Source organism: Pseudonocardia sp. SID8383 (assembly GCF_009864975.1).
Classification (GTDB): Bacteria; Actinomycetota; Actinomycetes; order Mycobacteriales; family Pseudonocardiaceae; genus Pseudonocardia; species Pseudonocardia alni.
The window spans coordinates 15,067-36,134 of the sequence record NZ_WWFY01001201.1 but is presented as its reverse complement, the minus strand read 5'-3'; the positions used below and the strand labels follow the sequence as shown (position 1 = coordinate 36,134).

At 68.3% G+C, this 21,068-nt stretch carries 21 protein-coding genes and 1 tRNA gene; 7 read left to right on the top strand and 15 right to left on the bottom strand.

Annotated elements, in window-relative coordinates; translation table 11 throughout:
- Positions 1-190: 190 nt before the first annotated feature.
- The 3 genes from GTW08_RS29370 to GTW08_RS29360 all read right to left on the bottom strand — a co-directional run bounded on the left by GTW08_RS29370 (position 191) and on the right by GTW08_RS29360 (position 3,043).
- On the bottom strand, positions 191-1,078 hold the full coding sequence (locus GTW08_RS29370; protein ID WP_073575855.1) for a GGDEF domain-containing protein: 888 nt from the start codon (positions 1,076-1,078) through the stop codon (positions 191-193).
- A 153-nt stretch (positions 1,079-1,231) separates the two neighbouring features.
- Positions 1,232-2,353 (bottom strand): tRNA dihydrouridine synthase DusB, encoded by a 1,122-nt coding sequence (gene dusB, locus GTW08_RS29365; protein WP_073575941.1) that lies wholly within the window; start codon positions 2,351-2,353, stop codon positions 1,232-1,234.
- Positions 2,354-2,461: 108 nt separating this feature from the next.
- Entirely contained in the window at positions 2,462-3,043 is a 582-nt protein-coding gene (locus tag GTW08_RS29360; protein WP_073575856.1) for a superoxide dismutase family protein, read from the bottom strand.
- Positions 3,044-3,386: 343 nt separating this feature from the next.
- On the opposite strand from GTW08_RS29360, the gene GTW08_RS29355 reads away from it, so the two are divergent.
- Positions 3,387-3,459 (top strand) — tRNA-Lys (locus tag GTW08_RS29355).
- 12 nt (positions 3,460-3,471) lie between these two features.
- Here the strand turns inward: GTW08_RS29355 and GTW08_RS29350 are convergent.
- The 10 genes from GTW08_RS29350 to GTW08_RS29305 form a co-directional block, all read right to left on the bottom strand.
- Complete coding sequence (locus GTW08_RS29350) at positions 3,472-4,674, bottom strand: site-specific integrase (RefSeq protein ID WP_161152825.1); 1,203 nt, start codon at positions 4,672-4,674, stop codon at positions 3,472-3,474.
- Positions 4,674-4,862 carry a helix-turn-helix transcriptional regulator gene (locus GTW08_RS29345; protein ID WP_062401553.1) on the bottom strand — a complete coding sequence of 63 codons (189 nt, stop codon included), beginning with the start codon at positions 4,860-4,862 and terminating at the stop codon, positions 4,674-4,676. Before GTW08_RS29345 ends, GTW08_RS29350 begins: the two co-directional genes overlap by 1 nt.
- A complete protein-coding gene (locus tag GTW08_RS29340) occupies positions 4,859-6,235 on the bottom strand; it encodes a replication initiator (protein WP_161152830.1) in 1,377 nt (458 codons plus the stop codon). Before GTW08_RS29340 ends, GTW08_RS29345 begins: the two co-directional genes overlap by 4 nt.
- A gap of 102 nt (positions 6,236-6,337) precedes the next feature.
- Positions 6,338-7,021, bottom strand: a complete 684-nt coding sequence (locus GTW08_RS29335; RefSeq protein ID WP_346009992.1) for a hypothetical protein — start codon at positions 7,019-7,021, stop codon at positions 6,338-6,340.
- Positions 6,985-7,200 (bottom strand): hypothetical protein, encoded by a 216-nt coding sequence (locus GTW08_RS29330; RefSeq protein WP_161152824.1) that lies wholly within the window; start codon positions 7,198-7,200, stop codon positions 6,985-6,987. Before GTW08_RS29330 ends, GTW08_RS29335 begins: the two co-directional genes overlap by 37 nt.
- Complete coding sequence (locus GTW08_RS29325) at positions 7,200-8,534, bottom strand: FtsK/SpoIIIE domain-containing protein (protein ID WP_237454291.1); 1,335 nt, start codon at positions 8,532-8,534, stop codon at positions 7,200-7,202. The genes GTW08_RS29330 and GTW08_RS29325 overlap by 1 nt, the downstream gene beginning before the upstream one ends.
- Positions 8,535-8,727: 193 nt before the next feature.
- Entirely contained in the window at positions 8,728-8,916 is a 189-nt protein-coding gene (locus GTW08_RS29320; RefSeq protein WP_161152823.1) for a hypothetical protein, read from the bottom strand.
- A complete protein-coding gene (locus tag GTW08_RS29315; RefSeq protein WP_161152822.1) occupies positions 8,916-9,254 on the bottom strand; it encodes a hypothetical protein in 339 nt (112 codons plus the stop codon). The genes GTW08_RS29320 and GTW08_RS29315 overlap by 1 nt, the downstream gene beginning before the upstream one ends.
- A gap of 3 nt (positions 9,255-9,257) precedes the next feature.
- Positions 9,258-9,446, bottom strand: a complete 189-nt coding sequence (locus GTW08_RS29310) for a hypothetical protein (RefSeq protein ID WP_161152821.1) — start codon at positions 9,444-9,446, stop codon at positions 9,258-9,260.
- A 324-nt stretch (positions 9,447-9,770) separates the two neighbouring features.
- On the bottom strand, positions 9,771-10,157 hold the full coding sequence (locus GTW08_RS29305; RefSeq protein ID WP_161152820.1) for a hypothetical protein: 387 nt from the start codon (positions 10,155-10,157) through the stop codon (positions 9,771-9,773).
- Between the two features lie 100 nt (positions 10,158-10,257).
- On the opposite strand from GTW08_RS29305, the gene GTW08_RS29300 reads away from it, so the two are divergent.
- From GTW08_RS29300 to GTW08_RS29275, 6 genes are all read left to right on the top strand, one after another.
- On the top strand, positions 10,258-11,130 hold the full coding sequence (locus GTW08_RS29300) for a hypothetical protein (RefSeq protein WP_161152819.1): 873 nt from the start codon (positions 10,258-10,260) through the stop codon (positions 11,128-11,130).
- The gene (locus GTW08_RS29295) at positions 11,127-11,933 is read left to right on the top strand and encodes a hypothetical protein (protein ID WP_161152818.1); all 807 of its coding nucleotides are present in this window, start codon (positions 11,127-11,129) and stop codon (positions 11,931-11,933) included. The genes GTW08_RS29300 and GTW08_RS29295 overlap by 4 nt, the downstream gene beginning before the upstream one ends.
- Positions 11,930-12,358 (top strand): NUDIX hydrolase, encoded by a 429-nt coding sequence (locus GTW08_RS29290; protein ID WP_161152817.1) that lies wholly within the window; start codon positions 11,930-11,932, stop codon positions 12,356-12,358. The genes GTW08_RS29295 and GTW08_RS29290 overlap by 4 nt, the downstream gene beginning before the upstream one ends.
- 171 nt (positions 12,359-12,529) lie before the next feature.
- On the top strand, positions 12,530-12,715 hold the full coding sequence (locus tag GTW08_RS29285) for a hypothetical protein (RefSeq protein ID WP_161152816.1): 186 nt from the start codon (positions 12,530-12,532) through the stop codon (positions 12,713-12,715).
- Positions 12,716-12,745: 30 nt separating this feature from the next.
- A complete protein-coding gene (locus GTW08_RS29280) occupies positions 12,746-13,942 on the top strand; it encodes an IS701 family transposase (RefSeq protein ID WP_161152827.1) in 1,197 nt (398 codons plus the stop codon).
- A 191-nt stretch (positions 13,943-14,133) separates the two neighbouring features.
- Positions 14,134-17,229, top strand: coding sequence for a type ISP restriction/modification enzyme (locus tag GTW08_RS29275; RefSeq protein ID WP_161152815.1), 3,096 nt, complete (start codon positions 14,134-14,136; stop codon positions 17,227-17,229).
- A 57-nt stretch (positions 17,230-17,286) separates the two neighbouring features.
- Here GTW08_RS29275 and GTW08_RS29270 read toward each other — a convergent pair whose 3' ends face one another.
- Entirely contained in the window at positions 17,287-18,357 is a 1,071-nt protein-coding gene (locus GTW08_RS29270) for a DUF3644 domain-containing protein (protein WP_161152814.1), read from the bottom strand.
- 1,445 nt (positions 18,358-19,802) lie between these two features.
- The gene (locus tag GTW08_RS29265) at positions 19,803-21,065 is read right to left on the bottom strand and encodes a dicarboxylate/amino acid:cation symporter (RefSeq protein WP_202417860.1); all 1,263 of its coding nucleotides are present in this window, start codon (positions 21,063-21,065) and stop codon (positions 19,803-19,805) included.
- Between the last annotated feature and the right edge of the window lie 3 nt (positions 21,066-21,068).

Genomic DNA, 21,068 nt, shown 5'->3' with positions numbered 1-21,068 from the left:
CGCGGGGGGCGCGGGCGGGCCCGCGTCGTCCGGGCGCCGACGCGTACGCCGGGGCCGGCGCACCTCGTCGTCGCCGTCCTGCACCGGGCCTCCTCGTCGCGACCGCCGGAGCGGAAGCGCGTGACGGGCGCGGCGTCGGGGGAGCGCGCCCTTCCGGGATCATGCGGTCGCAGGGACCGCACGGGGGATCTTATTCGGCCCGGCTCGGCGCGGGTGGCGCGGGGCGCGACGCGCCCTGCTCCGGTTGGGGGATCGACCGGCGTCCGGATGCCGGGCCGGCGAGGCTCACCCGGCCGTCGGCGTCGCGGTGGGCGACGGCGTTCCGGCCCGCCTGCTTGGCCGTGTAGAGGAGCACGTCGGCCTCGGTGACGAGGGCCTCGACGTCGTCGTCGCCGGGACGGGACCGGGCCACGCCGATGCTGATCGTCATCCGCAGGTCGGGGTGCAGATCGCTCCAGTCGTGCGCGGCAACGCTCTCCCGGGCGGTCTCGCAGGCCGCGACGCCCTCCTCGGCCGTGAGCCCGGGCAGCACCAGCGCGAACTCCTCGCCGCCGTAGCGGGCGCAGAACGCCCCGGGCGGCAGGGCCCGGCCCAGCTCCAGCACCATCCGCTGCAGGACCCGGTCCCCGAACGGGTGCCCGTGGGTGTCGTTGACCAGCTTGAAGTGGTCGATGTCGGCGAGCGCCAGGCAGACCGGCAGGCCCGTGCCCGCGGCGAGCAGGTCGATCAGCCGCTCGTCGAGGTAGCGGCGGTTGTACGACGCCGTCAGGCTGTCGCGGCGGCTCTGCTCACGGGCCTCGGCGTGCTCGCGGCGGAGCCGGTCGAGCTCGTCGGGGGGGCTGGGGGCGTTGAGGCCGTGCAGGAGCCGGACGGCCTCGCGCAGGTGCAGGTAGGCCTGCTCGTAGCGACGGTGCTCCGCGAGCCGCTCGGCGGCCGCGGTGTGCAGGGCCGCGCGGGCCGCGGGGGAGGCGGGGGCGACGTCGTCGCCCGGCGTGTCGGGTCCGGGAGCGGGGGGCGACGGGTCGAGACGGCGTGCGGACCGCACGAGCCTGCGCACCGTCCATGCGGTGTCGGTCATGGTCCACCTCCCCGTCGTCGAGCCGTTCGGCCACTGGGACTGTTCATCGGTGACACCCCCGGGACGCTTGAGGCGTACGGCGCGTCGGCACCCGTTCGGCGCCCTGGTTCCCCCGGGTCGGGGTAACGCGTGTTCGCCCCGGGGTCGCCGTGATCAACCTCCGGAGTGCTCCACGTCCGCCCCGAAGGGGATCGACGGGTCGTCCGGGTCGTCGAGCCAGTGCTCGGGCAGCACGACGCGACCGGGTGACCCCTGGCGCCCGCGCGGACCGTCGGCGTCGGCCGGGAACGGCTCGTCCGGGTCCAGCCCGGACAGCAGCTCGTCGAGGTGATCGATCGACTCCACCATCCCGAGGCTGCGCCGCAGCTCCGGGCCGACCGGGAAGCCCTTGAGGTACCAGGCGATGTGCTTGCGCACGTCGCGGATGCCCTTGTGGTCGCCCATGTGCTCGCACAGCAGCACGGCGTGCCGGCGCAGCGTCGCGGCGACCTGGCCCAGGTTCGGCGGGGCGGGCAACTCGCGGCCGGCGAACGCGGCCTCCAGGTCCCCGAACAGCCACGGCCGGCCCAGGCAACCCCGGCCGACCACGACGCCGTCGCAGCCGGTCCGGGCGACCATGTCCAGGGCGTCCTGCGCGGAGAAGATGTCGCCGTTGCCCAGCACCGGGACGTGGGACGGGACGGCGTCGCGCAGCCGGGCGATCTCGTCCCAGTCCGCGGTGCCGGAGTAGCGCTGGGCGGCGGTGCGGGCGTGCAGCGCGACGGCGACGGCGCCCTCGTCGACGGCGATCCGCGCGGCCTCGAGGTGGGTGTGGTGCTCGTCGTCGATGCCGATGCGCATCTTCACGGTGACCGGGCGGTCCCCGGCGCCGGTGACCGCGGCCCGCACGATCCGGCGGAACAGCTCCCGCTTGAACGGCAGCGCCGCCCCGCCACCACGACGGGTGACCTTCGGGACCGGGCAGCCGAAGTTCATGTCGATGTGGTCGGCCAGGTCGCGCTCGACGATCATCTCCGCGGCTTGCTGCATCGACACCGGGTCGACGCCGTAGAGCTGCATCGAGCGGGGGTGCTCGTCCGCGTCGAAGGCGATCATGCGGAACGTCAGCGGGTTCTTCTCGACCAGCCCGCGAGCGGTGATCATCTCGCAGACGTAGTAGCCGGCGCCCTGCTCACGGCACAGGCGGCGGAACCCGGGGTTGGTGATGCCGGCCATCGGCGCGAGCACCACGGGGGTGTCGACCTCGAACGGGCCGATGCGCAACGGCGGCAGCACGCGGTCACGGCGGGCGGGGGTGTCCGTCCGCGCGTCGCGGACGCTGTCCAACACGGTCACGCCCACCAGTGTCCCAGGCCCGCGTCGCGGCGCCGACCTGGGCGTCGGTCAGAAGTCGACGGTGACGCAGCCGGGGCGTCCGCCCGCGGTGCCGGCGTGCCCGGCGTGGGTGGCGGTCGGCTTCTCGTGGAGGACGACGGACTCCGCGCGCCGGTCGTCCGGGAAGACCCACGGGACGGTGCTGGTCGACTCGCCGGCGCCGTTCGCGTCGGTGGTCACGTCGAGCCAGATCTCGTTCATCGGGTTCGCGTAGGACGGGTCGACGCTCGGCGTCACCGGGTCCTCGGAGAACTGGTAGTGCGGGCCCGCGTCGGTGCCCGCGGCCGCGGTGCAGGGCTTCGTGTGCGCGTGCGCGCCATAGGTCCGGTTCGGCACCAGACCGCTCACCCGCAGCGTGGTGACGGTCGAGCCGTCCTGCTCGGCGCTGGTGACCTCGACGGTCGAGCCGGCCGGGACCAGCGCGGCGTCGTAGGTGTGGGCGGGTCCCTCGCCGCCCTGGGCGAACGTCGCGGAGACCCGGGGCGCGGCGCTCTGCGGCTGCTCGTCGCCGCCGCTGCTGCCGCAGGCGGTGAGGACGAGCGCAGCGGAGCCGAGCAGAGCGATCGAGGCGACGGAGCGTACGTGGATCATGCCGACGATGATCGTTCGTCGGGCCGGGGTGGGCACTGCGAGATCGGACATCGAGGCAGGTTCCACCGGTTCGTGTGGCGGCCACGCCCGGTCCCCGTACCTCCCCGCAGGCGGCCCCGCGGCCCGCACGTGCCCGCGACGCCGCCCGCCCCGCCCGGGAACCGCTCTGCGACAGCGGATCCGGTCGTTCGGTGGGGGCGCCGCGGTGAGCGACACCCGACACGGTGATGGTGTCGCGACGACGAGATGCCCGGTTGCGGACGGTAAGATGGCGTCCGGTTCGCCACGACCGGCCGGGGGTAACCGGTGGCGGGCCGGGCCCGGGGTGTCCGGGGTCGGTCAGGGGCCTCTAGCTCAATCGGCAGAGCAGCGGACTTTTAATCCGCGGGTTCGGGGTTCGATCCCCCGGGGGCCCACATTCTCCCAGGTCACGAGCCTGGTTCCTCGAAACCGTCAAGATCGACCCCCGGATTACCCCCGGGATTGCTGAACACCTCCAGGACTCCGGCGGCCCCGGTCTGGGCGACCTTGCGCCCGAAGTAGTTGTCCTGGGTCATCGAGATCTTGGCGTGCCCGAGCTGGTCGGCGGCCTGGCGCGCGGTGAGGCCGGCCTCGTCCATGAGGGTCGCCACGGTCTTGCGGTAGACGTGGGAGGTCACCCACTCGTACCCGGCGGCGTCGAAGATCTTGCGCAGGTCCGACTGGGTGTTCGACGGGTCCCGCAGCCCACCGTGCGGCGCGGTGAACACGACCTCCCACTCGTTCGGCACGCTCGCGGCACGTCGACGACGGAGCATCGCGACCGCCCAGCCCGGCAGCTCCAGCGTGCGGAAACCGCTCTTGCTCTTCGGCCGGGGTTTGATCGTGAGGCCCTGGCCCTTGATCCGGACGACGGTGCCGCGGACCTCGACCGTCGCGGCGTCGAGATCGAGCGACGGCCAGGTGATGGCGGCCGCCTCACCGATACGCAGGCCGGTCGAGAGCATGAAGTCGGTGAAGTCGACCAGGTCCCATTCCCGGGCCTTCGGATTCGCGCTGATCTTCTCGCGGAGGTCGACGGCCTGCACCACGGTCAGTGACCGGGCGGACGAGGTGCTGTTCTCGCTCCGGCCGACGTCGCGCACGAGATTGCGGTCGAGCGCGTCGTGGCGGACCGCCAGGCCGACGAGGCCGCTGAGCACCGTGCGCGTCGTCTTCGCGGCACCGGCCCCGTAGCGGTCGTGGACCTCGACCACGAGGCGATCGAGCCGGGACACGGTCAGCTCACGGACCCTGAGCATGCCGACGCCGTCGCGGACGTGCCGGTCCCATCGGTAGCGGTAGGCCTCGGCGGTCGTCGGAGAGCGCTTGCCCAGTCGGACGGCGCGGTCCATCTCGGCCAGCCACAGCTCTCCGAGGTCGCGCACGGTCGAGTCGCGGGTGACCTCTCCGCCCTGCGAGACCCGGCCGCGATCACGCAGGGCCAGCCGAAGGGCGTTCTCCGCGCCGGATCGGCTCTGTCCGGTTCGCTCGACGTCACGCACGACCCCGTCGTGATCGCGGTAGCTCGTCCGTGCGCGGTAGCGCTTCTGGCCGAGCTGGTAGACGCGGATGCGGCCGTGTGTGCCGATCGGCAGGGGAGGGCGGGCCATCACGCCACCTCGTCCCGCAGCGATGCGACCCACTCGCGGACGTCGTCGGGGATGTAGCGGACGTGCTTGCCCATCCGCCGGCCCCGGGGCCCGTAGCCCTGGCAGCGCCAGCGGTAGAGCGTCTGGACGGGGATGCCGAGGTACTCGGCGACATCCTTGACGCCCCACAACTTCTCGATCCCGTTCATGAGGTCCTCCCGAGGCGTGTGCGGTCGGTGCTGCGGGTCTGGCGTTGCTCGCGTCGTCGTTCGGCGATGCCGAGGGCGATCTCTCGTTCGGCGTCGTTGCGGTGCCCGATGTGGACGACGGCCCAGTCGTTGACCACCAGCACCGAGCCGGGCTCAGCCGGGGCGTCGAGGGCGGCGAGGGTCTCGCCGAGCCGGTAGGCGCGCCGGTCCCCGCGGATCGCCCCGAAGGTGGTCGAGTAGGCGCGGGATTTGGTGAGGAAGTGGCCGCGGAACCCGAGCATGTGCGCCCAGCGGCGCAGGTTCAGGCCCTCGTACTCCTCGCGGCCGCCGAGCTCCCACGCGGTCTCGACGAGCCTGCGGTGGTGTGGGGTGATGTCGAGGTGGTCGAGGTGGGCAATGTCCCGGATCGGCCGGTCGGTCGCTTCGCTCTTGCCGGTGCCCTTGGTGGCGTACTTGGCGACGTAGGCGGCCAGGGCACTGTCGGTGATCTCGCCGTCGTCGTTCTCCAGCGAGGCCGCGGTCGTGCTGGTGATGGGGCGGATGTCGACCTGCGTCCCCCAAGCCAGCGTCTGCGGGGTGCCGTCCGGCCGGTCCACGGTCAGCGACACGTCGTGGGCGGCGTCCCGGATGGCCGCATGGAGTGCCTCGGTGGTGATCCCGGGCGGTGGGGCGGTCCAGGGCCCCTCGGGTCCGTCGAGGCGGACGACGGCGTGGAAGTGGACCAGTCCACGGCGTTGGTACTCGGCCACCTTGGCGTAGGACAGCCGTGCGTGATCCCGGAAGTCGCGGACCCGGACGCCGAGGACCTGCGCGAAGAGCCGTCGGAGGCGGATGGCGAAGCGGTTCCACAGGACCCCGGAATGCGCCTGCCACAGCACCGCACCCACGTAGTCGTGCGACTCAGGATCGAGTGCGCAGCCGATGCGGGGGTCGTCGCGGTGGTGCTTGTCGCCGCAGCGGCAGGGGATGACGAGGCCGCGGGCGGTGACCCGGCGGGTGTGGACCGGTCCGAACGAGGGCGCGGTCAGGGTGACGAACAGCCGCGGGTGGGCGGCGGCGGTGTCCGGGACGCCCTTTCCGCCGGCCATCCCGGAGCGGAGCAGGTGGTAGGCGTCGGAGGCGTAGCGGTCCGAGCAGGCCGGGCAGACGCTGGCCCGGCGGTTGCCGCAGGGGGCGAGGATCTCGCCTTCTCTCTCGGCGAGGACGGTGCCGGTGGCCTTGTCGTAGATGCGGGATGAGCCGGTGAGGTGGATGGGGGCGGCGCAGCCGCCGATGGCGGTGACTTCTCGGCGCCAGGTCTGGAAGCCGTCGGAGCGCAGCAGGTGGGACAGGTCGTGGTCGTGCTGGTCGGGCGTAGTCGTGGCAGCCGTGATCACGGCATCCCTCCGAGGGACGAGGTGAGTGGGTGGGGGGTGGCTCCGGCCCCGCCGGGAGCTGGACTCGTCTGCGGCGGGGCCGGGCCGGATCGGCCGGGGTCAGCGGCGGTAGAGGCGGTGCTCGTGCTCGATCTCGACCGGTCCCGGGGTGTAGCCGTGGTAGCGGGCGAGGAGCCGGGCAGCGGCCCGGTAGGAGCTGGCGTGGCCGACGGTGGCGCCGTGGTCGTTCTCGACCCGGTAGCGGCCGCCGTCGCGCAGCACGGTCCCTCCCTGCCCGGTGGTGCCGAGGCAGACCAGGGCCTTGCCGGGTTCGACCACGTCGACGCCGATCACCCCGGTGGAGCGCTGCGGCGTCTTCGCGGGCTCCAGCGTCGGTGCCGGGATGGGGCGCAGGTGGTCCCAGCGCGACACCATGTCCCGGGTCGCTTTCGGCACGAGCACGGAGCGAGCGGGACCCTCAGCGCCGTTGTGGTGGACGTGGTGGGTGCCGCCGAGGCGGAGGTGTCCGGTGTCGAGGAGCTGACCGACGGTGTCCCCGTCATGGCGGGCCACCGGGTCGGCGCAGCCGGGTCGGGCCGGGTCCGCGCGCAGCACGAGTCCGGTGCGTTCGATGAGGAACAGTCCCGGGTCCTGGGCCAGGGCGACGACGCGGGCGACCTCGCGCGGGTCCTGTGTCGCGGCGGGGCCGTGGTCGGTGGTCTCGACGGTGACCGGATCCCCGAACAACGCGCCCTGCACCGTGCCGGTCATGCGGACCACCACCAGGTCGCGCGCGCCTCCCACGACCACTCCCGGGCGAGCTGCCGGACCACGTACCACTCCGCCACGACCGCACCGCCCGTGACGACCCAGAACCAGCCAGACGTCGATCCGAGGTAGAGCCACGTGGCGCCGACGATCAGCGCGAACAGCAGGGTGAACTTGGCCCAGGTGCATAGGACCCATGCGGTGGTGGTGCCCATCAGGCGGCCCCCCGCTCGGGGTTGAGGTCGATCACGTCGGCGTCCGGCGGCGGGGTGCAGCGCTGGACCAGTTCGGTGATGTCGTCGTCGGACACGTAAGCGGCCCGGAAGCGGACGGGGAGGCGTGAGCCCTTGTCGATGACAAACCCGATCCCGGCATGACGCGTGTCGCCGGGGATCTCATCGGCCAGCGCCCCACGCTCCCGGGCCCCTTCGCCCAGCACCATGTCGACGTGGCTCGCGGCGGTGACGCCGAGGCAGATGCGCTGGGTGAACAGCTCCCGGACGTCGACGACGTCCTTGGAGGGCTCCTGTAGGTAGCCGTGGACGGCGAACAGCGACGCCCGCCCCTGCGTCATCACCTCCGCCAGCAGCCGCAGCGCATCCCGCACACTCGACCGATCGCCGTACGCGGTCAGCATCGCCATCTCGTCGATGACCAGCAGCTCCACCGGCGTCGCCGGGCTGGGGGTGCAGGCGCGGATGTTCTGGTCGCGCATGTCGTCCTGCCGGTCGCGCATCGCGTCCCGGAACTCCGTGAGCAGCTCCAGCGCCTGGGGCATGGTGGTGGCGTAGCGGTGGAACAGCGGGGCGCCTTGTTCGGTCTCCACACCGCCCTTGAGGTCGACCATCCACACGCGGACGATGCCGTCGCGGATGCACGGGCCCACGCCGCGCAGGGTCGACCAGAGGACGGAGCCCTTGCCCGCTCCGGAGGCGCCGGCGACCAGGCGGTGTCCGCCGATGACGGGGGCGGTAAAGGGTTCGCCGCGCTCGTTGTCCCCGATCTCGACCGCGCCCAGGTCCACGTCGTCGGTGGTCTCGGGGATATCGGGTGCGGGGATCGTGCGGGTGAAGGGCAACTCCCACTCGATCACGATCGCCACCACGCCCGGTCGGTGGCGGGTGATGGCCACGCGGTGCGCGATCAGCGCTTCCCACAGGACGGAGGAGCGTTCCTGCCAGTAGGCGACGTCCTGTCCGCGGACCATGCGGACGTAGACGGTGTCGATCGACGCCGACGACGAGCGGACCCGCAGCACCCGGGGGACGAGCTGGTCGCCGGTGTGGCGGTGCTCCTTCGTCAGTCCGGTGTCGGACATGAGCTGCGCCCACCGACGACCCCGGTAGACCGTCCAGCGCCGCCACGTGGCCCGTAGAGCCGGTGCGGCGAACCGGTCGAAGGTGGCCGGGTGGGCACGGCCCCAGACCGCCACGGAGCCCGCCAGAGCGCCGAGCAGGAGTGCAGCCAGGATCGGCCCGAGGACGAGCGCCAGCCCGAGGACGACCAGGGGGACGGCGACGAACCCCGGGTGCCGAGCGGTCCAGGCCAACGCCTGGAACTCCCGCCCCGGAGGTCGAGAGGCCCGACCGACATGGGTGCGTGCCGGGCCGTTCATGCGTGTTGCGGTGCTACTACGCTTGTTCACTGCTACCAGTCCTCACGAGAGTTGTCGGGTAGCAGGGGCGCCCGCTGTGTGTTTCCGCCAAGAATCAGTGCAGCGGGCGACCCCACCACCCAGGTGGTCATTTCTGTTCGCGCAAAGCCCCACGTGCCGAATCGAGGTGCACGGTGAGGTGGGCGACGTCGCGGGCGAGGTTGTCGTGGGTGTTCTTGAACCCACCCGTCCGATACGGAATCCCGTGCAGGCTCCGGCGGAGTTCGCGCATCGCGGCATCCAGTTCCTCGACGGTGCGGTCGACAGCCTTCGACATCACTTCCTCCACTCGCGGGAGACCAACTCGGCCTCCCACTTCTTCGCCGCCGAGGCCATGACCCGCAGGGAGGCGTGCGCGGTCTTCGCCGAGGCCCGGATCTCGTCGGGCGAGGCGGTCGACCAGTGCTCCCCGTGCGCGCCCGCCTTCGCCGACATCCCCTTGCCGCCCCGCTTGGTCTTGGTGTCGGTGGCCTTGGCGGCGACCTTGTCGGCTTCGGCGAGGGCGTCCCCGACGAGCTGCAATGCCCGCCAGAACTCGCCGTACTTGCGCAGTGCACGGCGGTTGACCTTCGGCAGGGTCTTGACCCGGTCCCGGGCTCCGAGGTTGATCGCCACCGCTCAGACCCCCTTGCGGATGGCGAGCTGCGCCAGCCGCAAGCCCTCGGCGACCCCGGCCCGCCACGCCTGCTCCGTCGCGATGACGGGGTGCTCGGTGCGGGCCCAGCGGCGCCGTTCGATCTCCAGCCGCCGGACGAGGCGACCCACCCCGGTCGTCACCCGCGGGCGGGTGTTCGTCGGTGCGCTCATCGCGTCATCTCCATCTCCACCAGCGCCGCCGGGGCACTGGTCTCGCCGTCTCCGAAGCAGCCCGGGCAGACCCCGGAACCACCACACGCCCCGCACTCGATGTTGTTGATCGAGTCGCCGTAGCCGTCGCACACATCGCAGGACCGGCTACCGCTGCATTCGCCACACACCACCGCAGATCACCCCTGGGTAGAGGACACAGGTGTCCCCTTCTCGGAATTACTGGGAATTGCCGGAACACCATTCCGGCGCATGAATTGGACCGCTACATCAGGCGGCCGGCCCGCACATCACCGCGGGCGACACCGACGACTCAGAGGTCGGTCAGGAGTGGTTCTCGTCGTCCTTGCCCCGCCGCATCGGCGCAGGGGTCGGGTGGGCGTGCTTGAGGCCCATCGCCTTGAACGCGATCCCCGACACCGTCCGCCCGTCCGCGGACTCGATCGAGTACGGGTTGATCTTCGGGTCGATCAACTGCACCCGGGCGTCCTCCCCGAACCCCTCACCCGGATCCGTCGTCAGGGTCACCTTGATCTCCTCACCCTTCGGCGCCCGCTGCCCCGCCTGAACCTGCAACTTCGCGAACAGCGACACCACGAACTGCGTCACCCCATCCCGATCCGTGACCGGCACCTCCGCACCGTTCGCGTCCTGACGGGTCTTGGGTGCGGGCGGCTCCACCACCGTGAGCTTGTAGCCGTCGAGCACCACTGGAAGATCCCTCATCGCTCCACCTCTCGTCGTTGATACCCCTAAACCCCTGCTCGGTCAGACGGCTCGTTCAGGGGGCTAAACAAGCATGGCGCCGGGCGTGGCCCTTGTCAAGGGGCCTAAACTGGCGGGCGTGGTCGATGTTGATGAGGAGTTCCACGCGCTGCGTTCGGAGCCGGATCCGGTCCGACGCGGTCGGCGTGCAACCGACCTGCTGGCTACCTACCAGCAGCGATCGGTGGAACTCGCGCGCATCCGCCGCGCCGCGGTCGAAGAGGCTCGTGACCAGCTCGGCGGCAGCTATACCGAGGTGGCCCGTGCGTTCGGCCTGACCAAGGGCAGGATCACCCAGATCCGGAACACCGCGCCCCCGCCGCATCGGGCGTTCTTCGGCGTCGGTCCGCTCGACATCGCGCTACCCGGCCGGCGCCTGCTCGACCGTCAGGACGTCGTCATCGCCACCGAGGACGACGCCACCGGTGCCTACCTGACCGAGGAGACCGAGCGCCTGGCGTTCACCGTCGAGCGTCGCATCATCGACCCGCGGCAGGAGTGGGAACCCGAGCGCGACGCCGTGGTGGTCTGCGGTCCCGCGTCAGCGCACATCGGGAACCTGCTCATGCAGCGCGACCCGCTGCTCACGATGTCGATCGGCGACGGCGCCCGCTGGGCCATCATCGACCACGAGACCGGCGAGCGGTTCCTGTCCCCGATGGACGACGAGCAGCCCAGCCGCGCAGACGTCGCCTACGTGGCCCGCCATACGATGCCCTCCGGCGCTGTAGTGGTCCACATTGCCGGGATCCACGCCCTCGGGTCGGTGGGAGCGGCGCACTACCTCATGGAGCATGTGCCCGAACTGTGGGCCGAGTTCGGTGACGACTCGTTCAGCATGGCCATCGGGGGACAGTTTCACGAGCTGAACCCCACCGGTCTGGACATCCTGGTGCCGCCCCGACGGTGGCCCAAATGAGCATCCACGGTGCGCTACTACCGGCCGGATCACCTCCCGGGCAAGACCGGTGGATCGCAACACCGCACGGCATCGTCGTGCTCGACGGTGCCACCGCAAGCGCACCCGAGGTCCCACCGGCTGAGCGCTACGTCGACACCCTGCTTGACGCCCTGGCTACCCGACTCGCAGGCCGCGACGAACTGCCTGACGTCATCGCGGAGGCGATCGCCGACGCCACGGGCACCCTAGGAATCGCACCCGGGGGAGGTCCGTCATCGACTGTGGCCCTGCTCCGGTGGACCGAGACAACCATCGAGGTGGCGGCACTCGGTGACAACACCATCGTGCTCGGACTGACCAGCGGGGGAGAGGTTCGCCTTCGCGACGATCGCCTCTCCACCGTCGCCCCAGCCGCCCGCCGGAACTACCACGAGCGCCTACGCCACGGCCACGGCTACGACGACGGACATCGCGACCTCCTGACCACCATCCAGCGCTGCGAAGTCCAGGCCCGCAATACCCAAGACGGCTACTGGATCGCCGAAGCCGACCCCGCCGCGGGACACCACGCCGAGACCATGCAGATCCCCAACGAATCCGTCTCCTGGGCCGTCATCGCCACCGACGGCGCTCAACGGGTCATCGACCATCTCGGCCTGCCCTGGGCTGACGTTGCCGCCAGCGACGACGCGGAGCTCCAAGCTCTGCTTGACCGGCTGCACCGCTGGGAGACCGAGAACGACCCGAACGGGCAGGCCCTCCCACGAGCCAAGCCGCACGACGACAAGACCCTCGTCGTCTGGCAGCCCAACCGAGCATGACCAGCATGCCGCGCCACTCCGTGGCCGTAGCCGGGGTCACCGTCCGCGAAGACGGACGCATCCTCGTTGTGCAGCGTCGCGACAACGGCCGCTGGGAAGCGCCGGGCGGGGTCCTCGAACAGGACGAGACCTTCGAGCAAGGTGTCGTCCGGGAGATCGCCGAAGAGACGGGTGTGACCGTCGCCGTCGACCACCTCAGCGGGGTCTACAAGAACATGACCATTGGCGTCGTCGCCATCGTCTACCGCTGCCACTTCGTCTCCGGCGCGCCGACGACCACCGCGGAATCGCAGCGCGTCGAGTGGCTCACGGCTGAGGAGGTCGAGGACCGCATGATGCCCGCCTACGTCGTCCGGGTTCTCGACGCGCTCACCGCGGAACCCTGCTCACGGGCTCACGACGGGACGATCGTCCACCCCTCCTGACCAGCAGGAATCGCACCATCGGGCGGCGACAGCGTTCGCCGTGTCTAGACCTTCCATTCGGTATCAAGGCGCCTCCGGCGCGAGCCACGCGGAGCTGCGGCCTACGGCCGGTCTCCGCGCGGCTTGCCCCAAAGCGCCCCGGTCACTGAACGGATCGGATAGCGTCCCAGCGTGACCGACGAGAGCCTCGCCGACGACTACCGAACCTCGGTCAACGCCGCCGCGGAGGCTGCACTTGCTGCTGAGCCTGAGGCGCAGCTGACCGCACCGGTCAAGGACCTGCTTGAGAGTGTCGCGGCCAGCATCGGCACATCGCTAGTACTGCAACGGCGGTTTCGGCGTGTCGTGAGAGGCTGACGGTCGTTCGGCGGTGATGATCGCCGTGTGGTGGATCTTGCTGGGTGGGTGGCGGCGTTGGACCAGGTCATAGCCTCGATCGGTCCTCGGTTCTTCCGTCGTGAGCCCCGCGCGCGGGCCGGAGCGTACGTGCGCGGGCTGCTGGCTGGGCTGGAGCGCAAGAACGGCTGGACCCTGGCCGAGCACGCCGGTGCGGTCTCGCCGGACGGGACGCAGCGGCTGCTGCGCACCGCGGACTGGGACGTTGACGGGGTCCGCGACGACCTCCGCGACTACGTCCTCGACACACTCGGCGACCCGGTGAGCGGGGTGTTCGTCATCGACGAGACCGGGTTCATCAAGAAGGGCACCCGCTCGGCCGGGGTGCAGCGCCAGTACACCGGCACCACCGGCAAGATCGACAACTGTCAGCTGGGTGTCTTCCTGGCCTATGCCAGCGCCCGAGGGCGGGCGTTGATCGATCGGGAGCTGTATCTGCCGACCTCGTGGACCGAGGACCGCGAACGGTGCGCGAAGGCCGATGTCCCCGACGAGGTCGGGTTCGCGACGAAACCACAGCTCGGGATCGCCATGCTCGAACGCGCCCGCTCGGCCGAAGCGCTCACAACAGGGTCGTGGGTGACCGCGGACGAGGCCTACGGTCAGAACCCCACCTTCCGCACCTGGCTGGCCGAGCGCCAGATCCCGTTCGTGCTCGCCACCCGCAACGACGACGTCCTGCGCTGCACCGACGGGCACCGCCGCCAGGCCAAGGTCCTGGCCACGATCGCCGGTGCCCGCGACCCCGGCACCGGCGCCAGCGGGTGGGAACAGCGCTCGATCGGGCCGGGAGCGCACGGGCAGCGGGTCTACGACTGGACCGCGGTGGCCCTGGAGTCCACGGGGCTGCCGGACGAGTGGGGGCACTGGCTGCTGGTGCGTCGCCAGACCGAACCCGACGAGGACAAGACGGTGCGTGAGCTGGCGTTCTACCGCTGCGCCGCACCCGCGAACACCCCACTCCGCGAGCTGGTTCGGGTTGCCGGGTCGCGGTGGGCGATCGAGGAGTGCTTCCAGACCGCGAAGAACGAAGCCGGGCTCGACCACTACCAGGTGCGCTCCTACCGAGCCTGGTATGCCCACATCACCCTGGCCATGCTCGCCGCCGCCTACCTCGCCGCCACCCGCGCCACCGAACACGAACGCGAGACCGAAAAGGGGGATCCTCAACCGGCCGTCGTCGACTGATCCCACTGTCGGGCAACGAGATCCGCCGCCTCCTCGCCACTCTCGTCTTCACCCCGCTGACCTGCGTCGACCACGTCATGCATTGGTCGACATGGCGACGCGAACGCCAGCAACAGGCCCGCGACTGCCACTATCGGCGCCGCGGTGAGCGACCACCGGGCAAATCAACTGCCGTTGCAGTACTAGTCCTGGTGCGCGAGGCGCAACTTGATGGTGTGAGGCCGGACTTCGCGGCACTCGCAGGTGGCCATCCTTGTGGCTGGATCGAGTTGAAAGCCCCCACCAAGACAATCGACGGGAGTAAGTGGAAAGGGCGAGAGGCAAAACAATGGGCCCTACTCAGCGCGCTTGACTCCCTTCTTGTGTGCAACGGCCATCAACTTCAACTGTATCGAGAAGGAGCGCCAGTCGGCGAGCCAGTTGATCTGCCTATGCAGGCCGGCTTGGCTTGGTCCTCTGAGCCTCTGGGTGACACTCTGGCGCTTTTCATCAGCTCTCGGCCCTCAACAATCAAGCGCGTTTCAGATCTTGCGTCGAGGTTGGCACCGCTGGCCCGGATGCTGCGGGATCGTATCGGGATCTTGCTGCGGGCATCCGGCGATACTCCCATTCACCGCGGGAAAGCCACCTGGGCCGCGCATATTCATAATGGCGTCGACGACGCTGGCTTCGCGAACGATTTGTCTCAGGTAATTGCGTACAGTATGGCCATTGCTGCGCTCCGGGGCGGAGCCGATGTCAACGCGGACAAGCTAATCGAGCTTGACGAGGCGCGCCAGGCTATCGAGGGAACTAGTCCGGTTCTTGCTGCAGCTCTCGGTCCGGTTCTTGGCGTACGAGGCCTACTGGACCAAATTCGACACGAGGTTGGCGCCATTGAGCGTCTCGCGTCCGCTGTTGATCCTGCGGCCATCGCCAGAAGCGAAGATCCGCGTGGCGAGCCTTGGCTGTGGTTCTACGAGGACTTCCTTCACGCGTTCGACCCGGAAGCCCGCAAGAAGGCAGGCGTCTACTACACACCGACTGATGTCGTTCAGCATCAGGTGCGGGTAGTGGAGGACATCCTGCGCATTCGCTTCAACCGGAAACTTGGATTCGCAGATTCAAGCGTGGTCACACTTGACCCCGCTTGTGGAAGCGGGACATACCCACTTGCCATCATCGACGCTGCGGCGCAAACGGCGACGCGGCAGCGCGGTCCGGCGGGTCCGGCGCAAGTAGCTGGCACACTCGCTAGGAACCTCATCAGCTTCGAACTAATGCCGGGGCCATACGCGGTCGCTCACCTGCGCATTGGACAGCGAATCGCTGAGGTGGCAGGCCAGCTCCTTCCTCCCGAGGTTCGGGTCTATCTAACGGATACCCTTGACGATCCCAGCTCCGTACCCGAGACGTTGCCTCTATGGGGAGACGCCGACGTTCTTGCCGAGGAGCGCCGACGAGCACAGATGGTCAAACGCGACGAAGAAGTAATGGTAGCTATCGGAAATCCTCCTTATGACCGGGTAAGTCAATCAAGTGGAGTGGGTGGCTGGGTTGTCTCGCCAGGGGCGGGGCGTGCGCTGTTCGCTGACATCCTGGAGCCAGCGCAAGCTTCTACGAAGTTCAGCCACATTGCCAGTCTCTATAATCTGTACATCTACTTTTGGCGATGGGCTATCTGGAAAACTTTCGAGGCTGCTGGCGATGGTCCTGCAGTTGTCTCCTTCATCACTGCGAGTTCGTGGCTATCAGGTCCCGGTTTCGTTGGACTTAGGAAGCTGGCTCAAGAGCTGGGTGACGAGATCTGGGTTTGCGACTTAGGCGGGAACAATCGGGGCCCGCGGGCCGAAGAGAATGTCTTCGCGATCGAAACCCCTGTTGCGGTTGTTACCATCATGCGAGATGGGGCGAGCGACCGAAGTAGGCTGCCAAAGGTTCTGTACTGCAAGCTGGAAGGTTCCAGACGCGATAAATTGAGAAGAGTCTCTGAGCTTAGTTCCCCCATCGCCGACCCGGCAGATTGGGTGGAGCTAACGCTGTCCAAGCATGGCGATCTAATGACTCCGCGGCGAGGAGACGACGCGTGGCACGAGATGCCCTCATTGGCGCAGATATTCCCGTGGCAGTTTCCAGGTCTGAAGGCTGGGCGGACCTGGCCCATCGCTCCTTCTCCTGAAACCCTGAAGAGGCGTTGGCGGTCCCTCGTCGAGTTGCCGACCGCCGAGGAGCGCGCAGAAGCGTACGTGACTGCGGCTACCGGCCGGAACATTCACACCAAGGTCCAACGGTTGCCCCAGCTGAGCGCACTCCAGGCAGACGCTGATCACGAACAAATCGTTCGATATGCCTACCGCAGTTTTGATCGTGAGTGGATCATCAAAGATCCACGACTGCTCGCACTGGAGCGCCCGGCACTCTGGGCCTCCTTGTCTGATCAACAAATTTTTCTATCCACGATGATGACGACCCCGCTAGGCTCGGGACCGTCAATGACAGCGGCCGTAGATGTTCCTGACCTGCACCACTTCCGCGGGAACTATGGCGGCAAAGATACGATCCCCCTCTACCGTGATGCTGGTGCAATTCAGCCAAATATCACTAAGGGCTTCTTAGAGGCAATCGGATCCCACTTGAGGGAAAGTGATCCGGTCCGACCGAATCCGCAGCCCGAGGATATCGCTGCGTACGTCTACGCTCTGCTGAGTGCGCCTGCATACCATGAGAGATTCTCAGACGCATTAACTTCGCCAGGCCCGCGAGTCCCTCTAACTTCCGATCCGACCCTCTTTCACCAAGTAGTTGAGATCGGAAAAGAGCTACTTTGGCTGCATACTTTCGGAGAGCGCTGTAATAGCCGGCAACGTTCTAGTCACATTCCTCGCGAGCCGCAACTCGGCTGGCTGACTGCCGTAAGTCAGCTCCCCGATTCGATGGACGAGGTGGTGTTCGACGCCTCCAGTCAAACTCTACGTATCGGCGATGGCCAACTCTCTGGAGTAGAAGAGGCGGTCTGGAACCTTGAAGTCAGCGGCTATGCGGTCTTGCGTCGGTGGATCGCTCACCGAACCCGGAGAGGCTACGGCCGAGCTGCCTCCAGCCCGAAGCCGCTGGATAAGATCCGCCCCGAAGTTTGGGAGGATGATTGGAACGACGATCTGCTCGATGTCGTCAGCATTTTGAATCGTTCGCTCAAGATCTGGCCTGCAGTCGAGCAAATCCTCGTACATATTTGTGAAGGACCCCTGATAAGTGCTTCCGAGTTGCCAACGCCGAGCGCCCGGGAGGCGAAGGAGCCGACGAGCTAGCGTCTACAAGTATACGGTCGTAGCCGCGGCCCGACCTCTACAGCGGTAGTGGGAGGCCTACGCATTACGTTTGACCAATTTCATTCGGTATTCCCTATACCAGTCCGCAGCAGATTTCTCACCAAGGCCCTCGCGTAGGCGAGCGAGAGCCTTGCCTGAGTAGCACCACGTGTTAAAGAACTTTTTGGCGAAGTTCTCATCCTTTTTGATGTCAAGTAGATCTATTAGGGCGGTCACTTGGTTCGTGGTCACCGAGAGCTTCCTCACGAGATCGCTGAACCGCAGGTTGTAGTAGTCGAGTTCAGAGACGCGCTTGACGCTGACTACGCTTGAGTCTGCGGTTCCCTCTGGGACCAAGTGGACCGGAATTCCTTCCTTCTTCGTGATCCGAAGGCTGACGGTAGGGCCCGATCCGTCAGCGGCGAAGGTTACCGCCGAGATTCCTGGAAACAGGTCCCCCATGTTCAGTTTGCCGTCCGCGATCCGGTTGCCGAGCTTCTGAAGCTCGGCATCTGTCGGCTGCAGCCGCTCGCCTTGCATCGCTCCGTCGACAATCGCCAATGCGCGGAGGCGAGCTGCTGCCTCCGCGCCGCGGCGCTTTCCAGGGCCGAGCAGCCTCGCAACTTCGCTAATTTCGTCTGCAAAGAGCGCGATGGGATCCAGAGGTGCAATCGTGGCGATGGGTAGAACTCGCTCGGGTAGCTCCTCGCGGAGTTCTTCGTCGAAGACTGTCTTAAGGAGATCGCGGTAAAGTGTCACGCCGGACTGGGCCTGCAAGTAGAGGTGGCCCTCGCTAATGTCGACGAGATGGTGTTGCGCGGCGTCTCGCAAGCCATTGATGGCTTGAAGTGTCAGAGCCTGCTCTTCTGTGAGAAACTTGACACCTGGTGCCGACAATGTCCGCCGGACACAAGTGTCGAATCCGATCGTGTTCTTATCACTCCGCCTGTCGCGGATCTTGCCCCCGCGGTGAAGGATCGCAGCCTTTAGGAACATCTCGAAGGAATGATCGAGCAACATCAGGACAGCATCTGTTCGTCCGACATCCCACGGGCGATTAAAATGGTCAATACTAAGCGTGAGAGAACTTAGCGACTTCGCCTTTAGGAGACGGGCCTCCTTTTTCAACGATCTTCCCCCTGCTGGACGTACGGTGCTTCAAGCACATCGCCGAAAGTGACAGTCACGTTACGAAGCGCTGTACATCGGTGTGGGCCCTCGCCGGGCGGGCAGATCAACAGGATGGTGACCCGTGCCATCCCGTCGACCTCCCGGAGGGCGTACCGCACGAGCACCCGTGGGCGGAGCTTGGCATGGTCGGGTGCGGTTGCGTCGAGGGCCGCCCACGGGCCCCCGCACGGTCGGTCTGGCGACAGGTCGACGGGATGGCACTCAGAAGGCGCAGGGGAGCGGGCTCGCCCCCGGGTTACCCCCGGAATTCAACGGCAGAAGCCGACGACGGATCGCCGTCGGTGGGAGATGCGGCGGCGAGTCCGTGCAGTGCACGAGAGACCACGGCGAACGTCGAGCGCAGCCGGAAGAAGTCGATCTTGTCTCCGCGGGTTCGGGGTTCGATCCCCCGGGGGCCCACACAATCCGCAGGTGAGAGCGATGCGTCCGGCTCGCCTTCAAGATCAGAGTACGCTTTTGGGACAGTTTTCGTGTCCTCGGCGAACATGTCCTCCAGGACGTCGGCGGTCTGACGGTCGGTGAGCCCGCCGCCCGAGATGGCGGTCCTGGGTCATGCTGATCTTCGCGTGACCGAGCTGGTCGCTGATCTTTCGGACAGGGACGTGTGAGTCGTCAAGGCGCCGCCTGCGGCGGCGCAGGCCGGCCACGCCGGCCACGCCGCTTCGCTCACCACACCTCCCGCCCGTCCGCGGCGTCGGGGCAGGCTGTCCGGCCCTGCTCCGTGATGGACCCCTGAACGATCCCGGCGGCTCGGTCGTTGACGTGGCACATCTCGACGCGGTTGCTCATCCCCGAGGCGTCGCCTTGTTGAGTCCGTCGTCCGGGGCCTTGCCTCGGCGGCGACGTCGTGTCGACCCCGACAACGACGAGGCGCCGTACAGACGCCCTGGAGCCGGTCGGCCGTGTGGTCGAGGACGTCCGAGAGTGGATGGCGAACCCTCAGGGGCAGCGGGGAGCGCGCCCGCTCGGCGACTGCGATCAGGGCGTCGGGATCACCGCAGAGACGGACTGCGGAAGAGGGGCTTGACGCGAGCGGGAGCGATACCTACCTTCTCACTCGAACTTGGACGGCCTGAACGCCAGAGGGACGGCGAAGGATCGAGACGAGCGGGAGGGTGATCATTAGAGAAGCCTCCGGACATCTGGATCAGTAGAATCTGTCTCTGTGAATGCGGGGCCCAGCCGTCAGGCTGGGCCCCGCTTCACGTCATGGGACTTGATCGGGTCTGACCCTTCTGTGCTGCGCCTGAAGGACCGGACCACGCCTGCCCGCGTTGTCCCGGCCCGGGTGAGGTCGCTGCCGGGGGGGTATCCGACTGCGGAGCAGGTCCGGCCCCTGACCGACATGACTGCCGAGGCTCGCGAACGCGTGGTTCCGAGGGTCAGCCTCCCGGGCCGCTCCCGACCGCCGTCTCCACCGGATCCCCGGCGCGCGCACCGTCGTAGACGTCCCGGTCGATCTCCCCGTCAGGGTGCGCGACGAGCATCGCCACCAGGGTGTCGGCGTTGACGTTGAGGAACGTCCGCAGGATCCCGGTGAACCAGTCGACGGCGATCAGCAGCCCGGCGGCCGCGGGCGGCAGCCCGAGGGTGGTGGCGAGGAACAGGGCCACGACGGGGAACCCGCCCGGCACGGTGATGGTGCCCATGTTGAGCAGGATCGCGAGAACCATCCCGAACACGATCTGCCCGGCCGACAGGTCGACGCCGCCGGCCTGGGCGAGGAACAGCACGACGATCGTGTAGTTGAGGACGGCACCGTAGGACCCCATGGTCAGCCCCACCGACAGCGTGAAGTTGGCGACCCGCGGGCTCACGCCGACCTTCTCGATCGTGGTGCGCAGGACGGTGGGGTAGGTGACGGCCGAGCTCGTCGTCGTGACCGCGACGGCGGTCTGCTCCGCGAGCGTGCGGGGCAGGCGCGCGGGGTTGAGCCGGGTGCGCGCGGCGACCATCGCCACGAACAGCACGGTGAGCACGACGACGCCCAGCAGGTTGGTTCCGAGGTAGGCCAGCGCCGACCCGACCACGGCGAAGCCGATCCGGCCGGACAGGTCGGCGAGCAGTGCGAAGACCCCGATCGGTGCGACGTACATGACCAGCCGGATGAGGGTGAGCAGGACCTGCTGCAGCTGCCCGACGACGTCGAGGACGAGTGCGTTGCCCGTCGCGTGGACGTGCCGGTTGAGGGCGACGCCGAACAGCAGCGAGAACAGGATGATCGGGACCATCGCCGCCTCGGCCATCGACTCGACGACGTTGGTGGTGAAGAAGCCCAGGACCGTGTCCTGCCAGCTCTCCGGGACCGCCGCGGGCGGCGGCGCGGCGTCCGGCGCGGCCGTCGCGACCATTCCGGCGCCCGGACGGAACAGCAGTCCGAGCACCACCGCGACCACCGCGGCCACGACCGACAGACCGATCATCCAGGCGAAGGTCCGTAGTGCGAGCCGGCCGGTGCCGGACCCGGTCATCGACCCGCAGGCCGCGATCACCGAGGTCATGACCAGCGGCACGATCGCCATCTGGACGAGCCGGATGAAGGCGTCGCCGACGACCTTCAGGTTGCCTGCCCACTCGCCGGACACCAGACCGAACACGATCCCGGCGACCGCGGCGAGCGCGATCAGGACGGCAGGATGCTTCATCGC